This is a genomic window from Cephaloticoccus primus (genome assembly GCF_001580015.1).
Lineage (GTDB): Bacteria > Verrucomicrobiota > Verrucomicrobiia > Opitutales > Opitutaceae > Cephaloticoccus > Cephaloticoccus primus.
The window spans coordinates 1-13,838 of the sequence record NZ_LSZQ01000054.1; the positions used below are offsets into that span (position 1 = coordinate 1).

The 13,838-nt window shown below is 56.9% G+C and carries 9 protein-coding genes; 6 read left to right on the forward strand and 3 right to left on the reverse strand.

Annotated features, from left to right (window positions below):
• The 6 genes from AXK11_RS07435 to AXK11_RS07460 form a co-directional block, all read left to right on the forward strand.
• The coding region (locus AXK11_RS07435) for a DHHA1 domain-containing protein (protein WP_231865804.1) at positions 1–978 on the forward strand (978 nt) is incomplete at its 5' end.
• A 38-nt stretch (positions 979–1,016) separates the two neighbouring features.
• Positions 1,017–3,257, forward strand: a complete 2,241-nt coding sequence (locus tag AXK11_RS07440) for a hypothetical protein (RefSeq protein WP_068630848.1) — start codon at positions 1,017–1,019, stop codon at positions 3,255–3,257.
• Positions 3,258–3,411: 154 nt separating this feature from the next.
• A complete protein-coding gene (locus AXK11_RS07445) occupies positions 3,412–5,667 on the forward strand; it encodes a UvrD-helicase domain-containing protein (protein ID WP_068630850.1) in 2,256 nt (751 codons plus the stop codon).
• A gap of 681 nt (positions 5,668–6,348) precedes the next feature.
• Complete coding sequence (locus tag AXK11_RS07450) at positions 6,349–8,340, forward strand: glycoside hydrolase family 97 protein (protein ID WP_068630852.1); 1,992 nt, start codon at positions 6,349–6,351, stop codon at positions 8,338–8,340.
• A 396-nt stretch (positions 8,341–8,736) separates the two neighbouring features.
• Positions 8,737–9,003: a hypothetical protein gene (locus AXK11_RS07455; RefSeq protein ID WP_068630854.1), complete on the forward strand. Its 267-nt coding sequence runs from the start codon at positions 8,737–8,739 to the stop codon at positions 9,001–9,003.
• Entirely contained in the window at positions 9,000–9,428 is a 429-nt protein-coding gene (locus tag AXK11_RS07460; RefSeq protein WP_068630857.1) for a type II toxin-antitoxin system VapC family toxin, read from the forward strand. Before AXK11_RS07455 ends, AXK11_RS07460 begins: the two co-directional genes overlap by 4 nt.
• 33 nt (positions 9,429–9,461) lie before the next feature.
• Here the strand turns inward: AXK11_RS07460 and AXK11_RS07465 are convergent, their stop codons facing one another.
• The 3 genes from AXK11_RS07465 to AXK11_RS07475 all read right to left on the reverse strand — a co-directional run bounded on the left by AXK11_RS07465 (position 9,462) and on the right by AXK11_RS07475 (position 13,495).
• Positions 9,462–10,652 carry an MFS transporter gene (locus AXK11_RS07465; RefSeq protein WP_068630861.1) on the reverse strand — a complete coding sequence of 397 codons (1,191 nt, stop codon included), beginning with the start codon at positions 10,650–10,652 and terminating at the stop codon, positions 9,462–9,464.
• A 284-nt stretch (positions 10,653–10,936) separates the two neighbouring features.
• Positions 10,937–11,839 carry a TatD family hydrolase gene (locus AXK11_RS07470; RefSeq protein ID WP_068630859.1) on the reverse strand — a complete coding sequence of 301 codons (903 nt, stop codon included), beginning with the start codon at positions 11,837–11,839 and terminating at the stop codon, positions 10,937–10,939.
• Between the two features lie 78 nt (positions 11,840–11,917).
• Complete coding sequence (locus AXK11_RS07475) at positions 11,918–13,495, reverse strand: carboxypeptidase M32 (protein WP_068630863.1); 1,578 nt, start codon at positions 13,493–13,495, stop codon at positions 11,918–11,920.
• Between the last annotated feature and the right edge of the window lie 343 nt (positions 13,496–13,838).

The window sequence follows — 13,838 nt, forward strand, 5'->3', positions numbered from 1 at the left end:
CGCCGCGCCATCGCCCGCCACCACACCACCGCGCACCTCGTCCACTGGGCCTTGCGCAAAGTGCTCGGCACGCATGTCCGCCAGGCCGGCAGCTCAAACACCACGCAGCGGATGCGCTTCGACTTCTCCCACTTCGAGGCGATGAGCCCCGAGCAGCTCCGCGAAGTCGAGCAGCTCGTCAACGCGCGCATCCTCGAAAACGCGCCCATCCAGGCCTACGAAACCGAGTTCGACAAAAAGCCGGAAGACACGCTCGCCTTCTTTGGCGACAAGTACGGTCACACCGTGCGCGTCGTCGATACCGGCGGCTTCAGCCGCGAGCTCTGCGCGGGCACACACGTCGCCAGCACCGGCGAGCTCGGCCTCATTAAAATCGTGGGCGAGACCGCCATCGCCGCGGGCACGCGCCGGATCGAGGCCGTCGCCGGACAGGCCGCCTACGATCTCGTCGCCGCGCAGGAAGCCGCCTTGCGCGAGCTCCACGCGCGGCTCAACGCGGGCCCCCAGGACGCGCTGAAAAAACTCGATGCGCTGCTCGACCAGCACAAGGCGCTGGAGAGGCGACTAAAGTCGCTCGCGCAAAAAGCCGCCGCCGGCCTCGCCGACTCGCTGGCGGAAAACGCGGTGCCGCTCGGTGCCGCCAGCAACGCAAACGAAGGCGAGCCCGCGCGGGCACTCCGGCAGGTTTCAGCGCTCGTCGAAGCCGAGTCGCCCGAGGCACTGCGCGCGCTCGGCGCGCAAGTGCTCGCCAAGCTCGGCGAGGGCGTCGTGCAGCTCGGCGCGGTTTTCGGCGAAAAGGCGACCGTCGTCGCCTTCTGCTCGCCCTCCGCCATTCAGGCAGGCCACCAAGCGGGCAAACTCGTCTCCGCAGTTTGCGCGCAGATCGGTGGCAAAGGCGGTGGCAAACCCGACTTTGCAATGGGCGGCGGCAAGCAGCCCGAAAACCTCGCTGCCGCGCTCAAGCCCATTGCCGGATAGAGCGCGCCTCTGCGCGCGCACCAGAGAAGGATCTCGCCATGCCTGACTCGCCCAACCGCTCGCCTGCGTCCGCCGGCCACTCTCCGCAATCGGAGAGCGAGTCGACAAACGCCGCCAATGTCGCTGCTGCCGCCAACGCACCGGAAAACCAGGGCAGTGGCGCGGCAGCGAGAGCGACGGCAGCAGTAGTGGTGGTGGCCGCCTTCGACCGCTACAACCGGCTCGCCGTGCGGCGGCGCGAAAGCGGGCAGGCGGGCACCGGCGGGCGTAGCGGGCGGGGCGGGAGGGAAGGAAGGGGCGGGAGGGGCCAAAAGAGCGAGGAAGCCTGGACACTTGAACTGCCCTTTGTTGGTGCAGACATCGACGCCGTGCGCGCGCAGCTCGCCGCAGCCTTCGGCGAGGGCGCGTGCACCGCACCCGTTTTGCAGTTTTTCGCCGAGCTGGGAATCGAGTCCGCAGCACAAGCGGCGCCAGACAGCGGAGGCAATGACCGCTCCCCCAACCCGTCTGCGCGGAAGGGGTCCGAGAGGCAGGAGGGGCGGGAGGGCGCCGTTTACTTTTCGCAAATCGAAACCGCACCGGAAACGGGAACAGCGAGCCCATCCGGCACAGCCATGCACGGCACAGCGAAAAATGCATCGGGGCATAGCGCCCTTGAGTTTCGCTCCATCGAGTCACTCGAAAACGCGCCCCCCAGCACGCTCGCGCCTGCGCTGCGCGCGCTCCTCGCGGCACTCGATCCGCACCTGCTGCACATCCCTTACCTGCACCTCGGCGAAAACGATTTCATCTACAAATTCCGCCCCGAAAAGGAGCGCAACGTCTCGATCTACGCCAACGACACCGCCTCCAGCACGCTGTATCAATCGCGGCTGTGCGAGCTGATCAAGCGGCGCGCACGCACCCGCGAGGGCTCGGCCAGCGAGCCCGTGGCACTCGACTTTGGCGCAATCGCCTACCACATCCCCAGCCACTTCGGCTTCTGCCTGGGCGTGAAAAACGCGATTGAGCGCGCCTACGAAGCACTCGCCGCCAATCCCGGGCGGCGCGTCTTCATGCTCTCGGAGTTGATCCACAACCCCTTTGTAAACGCAGACTTGCTGCGACGCGGGCTCAGCTACTTGCAGAGCGACAAGGGCGTGCCCTTCACCGTAGACGGCGAGCTCGCTCCCACTGCGCCCGAGGGCAGCGGCGACGGAGGCGGGCCGCACGCACCACTGCGCTGGGACACCCTGAGCAGCGAAGACGTGGTCATCATCCCCGCCTTTGGCGCGACCGATGAAGACAAACGCCGCCTCGTGCGCAAAGGCATCGCCGTCTACCAATACGACGCGACCTGTATGCTCGTGGAAAAAGTCTGGAAGGCCGCGCGCAACTACGGGCGCAAGGGCTACACCGTAATCATCCACGGCAAGGCCGAGCACGAAGAGACCAAGGCCACCTTTTCCAACACCCGCCGCTACGCGCCCGCGCTCATCGTTCGCGACCTTGAGGAAGTGCGCCAGCTCGGCCGGCTGATCGCAGCCAGCGCCGCAGGCTTCAAAAGTGGGGCAAGCGGCGAGCCAGGCAGCGGCGCACCAAATCACGCACCGAGTCAGGTACGGGATACAGCGTTGGCCGAGTCGCTGCGCGCCGAGTTTCGCGAAATTTTTAAAGGCAAGTACACACCAGGCTTCGATGTACTGCGCGACCTTGAGCGCGTGGCCGTCGTAAACCAGACCACGCTGCTTGTTAACGAAACCCGCGCCATTATCGACTACCTGCGCGACCTGTACGCGACCCACTACGGAGCCGCAGAGGCGAGCGAGCGCGTCGGCGGCAGCGGTAAAAACGACACCCTCTGCTACGCGACTCAGGTCAACCAGGACGCGCTGGCGCGGGCGCTGGAAGAACCGCTGGACGCCGCCTTCGTAATCGGCGGCAAAAACTCATCAAACACCTACCAGCTCTACCGACTCTGCGAAAAAGCGCTCGGCGCGCGCGCCTACTTTATCCAGTCGGAGCGCGACATCCTCTCGGCCGCCGAAGTCGAGCACTTAGTATTCCCCTACAAACGCGGCGCCCTCGCCCACACCGAGCGCCGCCCGCTGTGGCCGGCCACGGGCGAGAACGCAACGAGCTTGGGCGCCCTGCCCCGCAAACAAGTGCTGATCACCGGCGGTGCCTCCTGCCCCGACGGCCTCCTCCAGCAAGTCATCACCCGCCTGAACTCCTTTTTCCCAAAAAACACCCTCCGCCCCCTCGACACCCTGCTGGAGGAATTGGGTGAGCAAGAGTAAACCCAAACAGCCCCACACTCTCTCCCCGAGAAAGAGTCCACGACCAAAACCAAAGTTACCGTATAACTCTGCCCCGATACGAAGCTGGATGGCTACGGGCGGAAAACCTCCCTGTACCCGACCGAAACACGATACACCTATCCTGTTTTAAATAGTGAATATCAATTTAACCGAACCTCATCCGTATCTTTCTTGGGCTGCACCAGTCAGCATCCTGGCTGTCTTCATCGTGGGAAAAGTCCTTGTATACTATTACAAAAAAATCGCTGACCTGAATAACTTAAAGAAGGGCACTCAGAAAATATATCAAAAGCTGGACCAGCACAACGACTACATTAAAACCTCCTTGGTAAATAGCCTGATAGACCAAAGCCTACCCCAGGTAAGGGTCGCATCAGTACAGGAGGAGAGAAACAAAGCCATAAAGGAGATTAATAAACACAAGGACAGTTTAAATATAGTTTATTTAAACAAGTTTCTAAAGACACCAAACCCCTTCTTTAAGGAAGGAGACAGCTTAACAGAAGAACAAATTAAATCTATCATAATAGATGACGATCGAAACCTGGTTATTGCTGGAGCCGGCTCAGGGAAAACACGCGTAGTCGTCAATAAGATAAAATACCTAATTGAACACAAAAAAGTCAAACCAAGTGAAATCCTGCTCCTAAGCTTTGCCAAAGCCTCAGTGGTCGATCTAAACCAAAAGCTTGGCAGCTTATGCTCCGCGCGAACTCTCCACTCCTTTGCTTACAATGTAGTAAGGGAGACTTCGCCAGTCTCGATCAACTGTGTAAACAAAATCGAGGGCATAGTTCATGACGTATTACAAGCACAACTTCGCGACCCAAATAACCTGGAAGATTTCCTCAAATTCTACCGCAACTCCTTTAATTACAAAAGCAAACCGCTGGCACACTATAAGAGCATTCAAGACCTGAGAGAAAACCTTGATAAGAAAAAGATAACATACCAGACCAACAACAGATTTGGCAAGATCATAACAGATAGACATATCAAAACCCTGAAGGGAGACTGGGTAAGAAGCGTGGATGAGAAATTCATTGCAGACTTCCTGTTCACACATGGCATCGAGTATGCCTATGAAAAGCCATATCCTCACTATCGAGATCGATACCTCCCCGACTTCTACCTACCCCGACATAACATCTACCTTGAGCACCTTGCTTTGGGAGAGAACAACTACCCGGTACCTATTATAGAAGATGCAGATAAGTACCTTCAAGGAATAGCATGGAAGAGAAATCTACACAGGGACCACAATACCAAGCTGATTGAGACAACTACCCACCTGTTAAACAAGGGAGACTCCAGTACATACTTAAAAACCCTCCTCGATAAAAATGGTATCAGAGTATCGCAGCTTCGGATCGACCGCCTCTCCGGGGGCTACTCTCAGTTTGTGACAAGCTTTTATGATAGATATCAACTATCCGGCCTATCACTAGTCGACCTGGAGCAGCGAGCCGCCGAAAAAGGAGAGGAGTTCACTCACTTCTACAATTTCATATCCACCTTCATTCAGAATCTCGAGAAGCTAAAGGAAACGCAAAGGTTCCTCACCTTTTCCGACCTGCTCATCAAAGCGAGGAAAACATACGAAGCGGGGAAAGGGCAGAAATTCAAATACATCATTCTGGATGAGTTCCAGGATACCAATCGGCTGGCCCTGGATTTAATCGAAACCATTTATCAATCTAGCGAAGGCTCTACCCTACTTCTCGTCGGGGACGACTGGCAGTCGATCTATAGCTTTGGAGGAAGTGACCCGACCTTACTAAAAAACTATGATGACAAATTTGGAGCAACTGCCAAAACCTGTTTAACGGGCAACTTCAGGTCTTCCAAAGAGATCGTCAATCTTGGGAAAGACTTTATTACCAAAAATCCAGATCAAATCCCTAAAAATATAGAATCAAGGACCGGCATCACCCACTCAAAAGTCGAGCTCCTGTGCACCAGCAACCTGGAGAGCAGCATAAGAAATAAAAAAACAGACGATAGCATATTTATTTTAGGGCGATATAATGAGGACGAGCCCAAGAACCTGATACAGACCTTACAGGAGCAAGGATACGGCAACGTCAAATTCATGACAATCCATAAGTCGAAAGGACTGGAGGCTGATCACGTCTACTTAATCTTTTCCGACAGCAAATGGGGCTTCCCGTCTATAATTCAAGACCACCCTGCATTTAACCTGCTGAAGACAGTGGAGGAAAAGTATCCCCATGCAGAGGAACGCAGGCTGATGTATGTCGCCATCTCACGGGCAAAGAAAAGCTTCTATATGGTCTACCCAGCTCAAGGCCAAATGCCAAACTCCCCATTTGCCTACGAGTTAAGCGATATCATGAGGCAGAGCAAACAACAAAGTAACGCTAACTGATCCCCCGACTTCCAGTCTGGGAACTGGTGTAACAATAAAAACCATCGCGTCACTCATTCGGACATTCTAAAATAACAGAATTTTTGAAACAATTTTCATAGACGGCCATAAAGGCTCAGCCGCTCCTTTTCCTGAAAACAAAATCGATCGCTTGTTTTTCTTAGCCCCTATCACGGATCCCTATCAGCAGTCCCCTACCAAATGCTTCAGCATACCTATTTATTTGTAACAGACTCTACTATGCCTGCCCTATGAGCTGGGACGACTTGGAGCAAAAAGCTCTTGCATCCCCGTGCCAAGTGGTACCCTATCGCCGCAGGTTCCCCAACTGCTTTCCCCCATCCCCGATGTTCCCTGTCTGGCCAGCTCTGTTGAATCGCTTTCGTTTGCGTGAATTTCTGCGCGCTTGGCTGGCGGGCTGGCGGGCTGGCGGGCTGGCGGGCTGATTTTGACGCCTCTATATATCTGTCAATTATTTTATTAAGAGCAGGTTGCGAAATATTATTTCGTCCACTCTTTTTTGTCCCCACTGCACTCGCCGTATGCCCCTACCGTGCGAGTAACAGGCCCCGCCCCTCCTGTCCGCTTCGCTTCTGGAGCGACTCCTGTATAACCCAACCCAATCTCCAGCAGCAGGCTCTACCGCAAGTGGCAGAGAACCTGGCTGGAGAGCTTTACCCTATGAAAACATTAAGAAAGTTCATCAAGACCCTCTCCGCTGCGGCAGTGTTCAGCTTGCTCGTCCCCCTGCTTGGGGTGGCGGCACAGGCCGAGACCTGGCGGCTCGCCTCGCCCAATGGGCGAGTGCAGGTGGAAGTCGTGCGCAGTGACGCCAAAGGACTTCCGCGCTACAGTGTAAAGTACGATGGCTACATCGTCATCGCCCCCTCCTCGATGGGGCTACATACCAACTTACCCCTGTCGGAGTTTGCTGCGCCTGAAGTCACCCGGCGTTCGGTCGATGAGGTTTACCACATGGTCTTGGGCAACGCGCGTAGCGTCCCGGATCGCTATCACGAAATGACCTTGAGCTTCAGCGCAATCAATGAAGGGCACAATATCGACCTGATCTTCCGAGCCTATGATGATGGGGCGGCTTTTCGGTATGTGGTGCCCCCGCAAGCCAATGAATACACCGTTTATGGTGAGCAAACCGAGTTCGCCTTTCCCGTCGATTACACACTCTGGGGGAGTGATCTCGGGAGATCGACCACCTCGCACGAGAGGGAATTCCTCCCGACCACCGCGTCCCAAGTTCGTGTTTTCCACAGGTATGACCACCCCTTGGTAGGCAAGACCGGCCATAAGGAAACCACTTTTGCGTTGGCCGAATCCGATGTGGAGAATTACCCGGGTGCCTATTATTCGCGCGGCTGGAATAACGCCTTGGGCGTTGTGGTACAGTTGGCGCCATTAATCGATTCGCACAACTCCAACCCGCAGGCAGCAAAGATCGCGCAAGATACCCCGCTACGTACGCCATGGCGGGTGATCATGCTTGGGGATAGCCCGCGCGCACTGGTGGAGTCCTCACTGGTTGCAACCCTCGGCGCCCCCTCACGGGTTGCTGATACCAGCTGGATCCGCAGCGGGAAAGCCGCATGGGAGTGGTGGCATAATGAGAATGTCGAACGCAAAACCGAAACCTATTTGGCCTACATCGATTTTGCGTATGAGCTGGGGCTGGAATATCTGTTGATTGATAATGGCTGGTATGAAGGTTGGTCCATACGTTACAAAGAAGGATCTGATATCACTAAACCCATTCCCGCGATGGATATACCGAAGATTACAGCTTATGCCAAGGAACGTAATATCGGCGTAATCCTCTGGGCGCAGTGGAAGCAACTGGATGATCACCTGGATGAGGCATTTGCGGCTTTTGAGCGTTGGGGAGTCGCCGGTGTGGAGCCCGATTTCATGGATCGTAACGACCAAGAGATGGTCAACTGGTATCACAAGGTGCTCTCAAAAGCCGCTGAACATCGTCTTGTAGTGACCATGCACGGTGCCTATCCACCCAATGGCTTGGTGCGCACCTACCCCAACTACATCAACCAAGAAGGTGTTCTTGCTGCCGAGTACAACAAGTTCTCCAAACGCATTACCGCACGTCATAATGTGACCTTGCCGTATACGCGGATGATTCTGGGACCGATGGATTATACTCCGGGCGGATTTACCCACGTCAAACCGGAAGACTACTATGTTGGCCGCTTTAGCCCGGTGGTGCAAACGACACGTGGTCATGGCGTCGCCATGTATGTGGTCTTCGACAGTCCGCTGACCAGGCTCTCCGACTCCCGGGAAGCCTATCGCAAGCCCGATGGCAGTTGGGCGGACGGTATAGACTTTATCCGCGAAGTGCCAACCACATGGGATGAAACCCGCGTGTTGCAGGGCGATATCGGCGAATATATTGTCACTGTGCGACGTAAAGATGATACTTGGTACTTGGGGGCAATGACCAATGAAGATGGACGCACGCTCGACATCCCGCTGGATTTTCTGGGAAAAGGCACCTATGAGGCGAAAATCTGGCAGGACGCCGAGGGGGATATTTCCTCTTTGGACGTTTCCACCCAACGCCTTAAGCGCAATGCACGCCTTAAAATGAAACTGGCCCCAACCGGCGGCGGAGTGGCGGTGTTCAAACCCGCCTCGCGCCGGTGAATTAAAGCCCCTCCCTTGAGGTCTGAGGCCGAGGCATCTCCCCCCTCTTCCGGTGGAAGAGGGAGGACGCGGAAAGTCCCTACCGTAGTATCTGGAAACATGCTGCATAAGCATGCGTGTTTATTCATAGCGGACTCTACGACCACCTTCTCCTATGGGTGGTAAGCGGCCCCTTCGCCATTATCGGAAAGCGGCCGAGCGGTCCGTCCTTCCAAGTGCTCCAGTAGATATCCATTTCTCCGATGCTCTTCAGGCACAAGCCTCTGAGAGCGATGTGCGGAAACTGCACAGCGGGCACTCTGCGGATTCCCGCGTATTACTCCTGCCCTTCTGTTAATCCGGCGGGCCAGGCCTGCCGTTTGACATTGGGCGAGGCGGGCCGCTTAATTCCGCGTCATGAAGACAACGGTAGCCGAGTTTCAGAGCCAGTTCCCTCGGATGCAAAAGCTCGCAGATGAGGGACACACGGTAACGATTGAGGCAGAGAAGAAAACCTACGAATTTCACACGAGCGCAAAGGCCGCTGACGATCCCCTCGCCGAGTGGCGGAAGACCAAGGGGGCCCTCCTCGGCTGCATGAAGGGTAGCTTCGAGTTTAGCGATGAGCTGGTGCCCGAAGAACCCGCCATCCCGATTGAAGACTGGGGAGAGCTCTGGCAATGAAGTACCTCCTCGACACGCATGCAGCAGTGTGGGCTTTGGAGGAGTCCCCACATCTTTCGCCACGTGTGCGTGACCTCATTCTGGATCGTTCGCCCGCTGACTTTGTCATCGCCGATGTGACCATACTGGAAGTCGCCTGTTTGATTCGTAGCAGCCGTCTCCCTCGCAAGGAAGATCCCGTTGCCCGCCTGGAAAAACTGTGCGCGCTATTCCTCCCTGTCCGCATAACAACTCAGATCGCCTGGCGGGCGGCCTCGCTGGACTGGGCGCATCGAGATCCTGCGGATCGGCTGATCTGCGCGACGGCGCTGGAGCACGATCTGATCCTCGTCACGCGCGCCCGGAAGATCACCGAGTGGGGCGCGGTGCCGGTGTTCATTGTTTTCTATGTGAAAAAATTTTCGCTCTGTTTTGCAAGTCACTAGATTGTGAGTAACTAGTACCGGGGCTAGAGTAGATTACTCAGCAGTTTCGCCAAGGGGGATTTTGTAAAGAGAGAAAGCAATTAAAATCATACTAAGAAATCCAGCGCAAAGCGCCACAACAAAACCAAAACGCACACCAAATTCATCCACTATTTGTCCCGATATGCCCGAACCCAGCGCTATTCCAACACCCAACCCACTAATCATCCAGGTAAACCCCTCAGCCATTCTTGACTTGGGAATTATTTCCTCAACGAGCGTCATCACCACGATCATAGTTGGGGCGAAAAACAACCCACTAAAAAATACCACAACCGACAAACCAGTAATACTAGAAACAGCAACTAGTGGAATAGTAGTGAGCGCCGTCGCAACCCCGCAAAATACCAGCAAACGAGAGAGAGGTATGTCAATTTTTAATGCTCCGAATATCAATCCGGCCAAACAAGAACCGATAGCATAAACTGACAAAACGATGCTGGCAGCAGCAGGAACACCTTGCCCCTCAGCAAAAGCCACGCTAACTACATCAATGGTGCCAACTATCATTCCCATGAAAATCAGGAGAAGCAGTAGTCGTTGAACAGCAGCTACTTTAAGTGGCGACTGCCCGTGCTTGATCGATAGCATATCGATTTTTGGTTCTGCCTTAACATTCAAAACAAATATTCCGACGCCCAGAATTTGGAGCAGCAACGCAGTCAATAACCCGGCTTCATAAAACCACGCCACACTCAAACCAATTGATAATGGGGGACCTATAATAAAGCTGACTTCATCAAGAACCGATTCGAACGCGTAAGCAGTTTGCAATGCAGATTTTTGTGGCAATAATTGTGTCCACCTCGCACGAACCATTGCAGACATACTTGGCATACACCCAGATAATATTGCACAACCAAATAACATCCATGGTGGTGACTCTAAACGGGCCAGTAGCAGCAGAGCTAACAGTGATGCTGCGCTAAAAAGCGCTGCAATGGGTAGCACCCGAACCTGGCCGTAAATATCAACCAAGCGTGAAACTTGCGGCCCTAAAACGGCCGATGCAAGTGCAAAGGCAGCAGCCACAGCACCGGCTAGCGCATATTCGCCATGCATCTGCGATAACATGGATATAATTCCAATTCCTGTCATCGACATAGGCATGCGTCCGATCAGTGCTGCTGAAGAAAAACATAAGCTGCCAGGGACTTTGAAAATTTCTCTGTATGTACTTAGCATCATACTAGCCTCTCTGGGGAATTACTACCCTAGACGGAATCTCGTATCAGTGATTTTGCCCGCGTTGCGAATACCAGTGTAAATAGCAGCGCTTCTGCTCACTAAAAACAAGGGATAATCTAGAGAAATACAAGTTTCATCCTTCTATGATTGTGCAGTAGTAGCATCAAAAATATTCTCACAAAAAATGCGAAATTTACTTCTGCTACCACAAACTCAGCTGAGAGTGGTTTCCATTGTCGGGGAGTGAAGCCTGGTAAGAGCGCTGGGCGAGGAGCGCGGCGCTACAGATTGAAAAAGGTGCGGGCGTTGCAGGTGGTGATCGCAGTGAGGTCGGCAGCACTCACGCCGAAAAACTCGGCGGCAAATTCCGCCGTATGGCGCAGAAAGGCGGGCTCGTTGGGACGTTTGCCGCGATGCGGCATGGGCGTGAGGTAGGGCGCGTCGGTCTCCAGCATCAGCCGCTCCAGGCCCTGTACGCGGGCGGACTCGCGCACGTTGGGCGCGTTTTTGTAAGTGAGGATGCCGGTGAATGAGCCGCGGCCGCCGCGCGCCACCAGCTCACTCATTTCCGCTGGCCCTTCGCTGAAGCAGTGAAAAACGACCCGCGCCCAATCGACGCCGCTCGCATCGATCAGCTCGACACACTCGCGGAAGGCACCGCGCGAGTGTATCTCGACCGGGCAGCCCAAGCGCCGCGCAAGCCCGAGCTGCGCCGCAAAGGCCGTCTGCTGCCACGCGAAAATCGCCTCTGCCTGCGCAGGATCGTCCTTGGGCAAATGAAAACGATCCAGGCCGCATTCACCGATGGCCACCGGTCGCGGCTGTGACTTGGGGGTGGCGGCCTCACTTGCGCCCACTGCCGCGGCCCCATCCGCTCCCGCCGCTTCATTTGGCAGAAAAAACGCCTCCAGCTCCGCGACCAATTGCGCGCAAGCCTGCTCAACCGTGCCACCGCCCTGCCCCACCCAGTCCGCGCTCACCGAGCATGGATGCAGCCCCACCGTATAGTGCACACGCGCCGGATGCGCCGCAGCGATGTCGCGATACAGGCCCCAGTCGTCGCGATCCGTCCCCACGGTGATCATCGCTTCGACGCCCGCTTCGGCGGCGCGAGCGAGCACGGTCTCCAGCTCGCCGCGCTGGGCAAAGGAGGCCAGGTGTGTGTGCGTATCGATCAAGCTCATGAGGGTAGTCTCGCGTTTCAGTTTCGTTTTTAAAAATGGAAGGAGCCGGCAAGTCCGCGCACGGCCTCCTGCATGTGCCTAACCCGCGCGATACAGCGGCAGGTAACGCTCGCGCAGGTAGCGCAGCAGCGGCGCGGGCGAGAGTTCGCGGCCCGTCACGCGCTGCGCCAGCCCCAGCGCGTCGTAGCGCTTGCCCGCCGCGTGCACGTTGCGCCGCAGCCAGCCCAGCAAGCCGCCAAACTCGCCTCGCGCAAAAGCATCCTCAATGCCCGGCTGCTCGCCGCGCACGGCCTCCCAAAGCTGGGCGGCCAACATATTTCCGAGACAGTAGCTCGGGAAGTACCCGAAAGCCCCGTCGCTCCAGTGCACGTCTTGCAAGACGCCCACGCGGTCGCTGTCCGGCTCCAGGCCGATCAATTCGCGCGACAGCGCGCGCCACGCCTCGGGCAAATCGCGCACCGCCAGCTCGCCCGAAAACAGGCGCCGCTCGATCTCGAAGCGCAGGATGATGTGCAGGTTATACGTCACCTCGTCGGCATCCACGCGGATCAAGGTCGGCTCCACCGCGTTGATCGCCAGGTAAAGCGCGTCCGACGAAACACCGCTCAACTGCTGCGAAAATTTCTCGCGAAAACGCGGCTCAAAAAATGCCCAGAACCCGCGACTGCGGCCCACCTGATTTTCCCAAAGCCGGCTCTGCGACTCATGCACGCCCATGCCCGCCGCGCGGCCCAGCGCCGTGGCATGATGCGCAAGCGGCAAGCCCTGCTCGTACATCCCGTGGCCTGTCTCATGGATCGCGCTAAAGAGCGAGTCGAGCGGCTCATCTTCATTGAAACGCGTCGTCATCCGGATGTCCGCGCCCGTGCCTGCGCAAAACGGATGCAGCGACACATCGATCCGCCCGCGCTCGTAGTCGAAGCCCAGCCGCGCCGTGACCTCGCGCAAAAACTCGCGCTGTGCCGCCACCGGAAATCCGCGCAGCAGCTCCCGCTGCGCCTTCACGCCCGAGCTTGTGATCTCGCCAACGAGCGGCACGAGCTCGCGCCTGAGCTCGCCAAACAGGCGCTCAATCACCGCCGCGCTCAACCCCGGGTCGTGCTTGTCGATCATGTAATCGTAGGCCCGCTCGCCCCAGCCGAGGTAGCCCGCCTCTTCGCGCGCGAGCTCCAGGTTACGCTCCAAAACGGGCGCGTAACCCGCAAAGTCATCCGCCTCGCGCGCCCGCGCCCAAGCGTGAAAGCCCACGCTGGATTGCGCCGCCTTGGCCCGCACAAACGCGACCGGAAGCTTCGTCGCCCGATCGTAGTCGCGTTGCGCCTCGCGCACGACGATCCGCTCATCTTCGCCAAGCGCGGGGGCGCCTCCCCCCCCACCCGCTCCACCCGCCCCGCCGGCAGTGCTGCCCGCGAGTTTGGCGAGCAGCTCGCCGAGCTGCGGCGCGCTCGCCGCCGCGTGGATCGTCTCGGCCAACACCGCATGCTGCTCGCCGCGCAGGTCAGCACTGCCGCGCGGCAAGTTCACCTGCTCGTCCCAGCCGAGCAGTTGGGCAATCGTCTCCAGCCGGTGAATCCGGTTTAGCTGCACCAGCAGCTCGGCGTAAGCGGGCGGCGCACTTGACGAAGTGGAGGGCGAAAGCGTGGTCGAAGCACTCATTTGGCCGCGAAGCTCAAACACCTGCGCACCGAAACGCCAGAACTGACAGCGGAGCAAATGCCCCCACTACGCGTGGGGCGGTGGCGGGTCGCCACTTCCATTCAATTTGCGATTTTGTTCGGGCGCTTCTCGCCCGAACAAAATCGCAAATTTAAACGAACTTCCCCTGTCGCGTTGCGACACGGTCTTCGACCGATTTACAGGCGGCGCACTCGTTGGTGCGCCGTCCGTCCACGGCCGGAGCAAATAGAGCATAAACCCGTTTGGGCGAAATTTTTGGTTAACGAGTGAATCCTCTGCCCGACCGAAGGTCGGGCCTTTTCAACTGTGTGGCTTTTTTTTT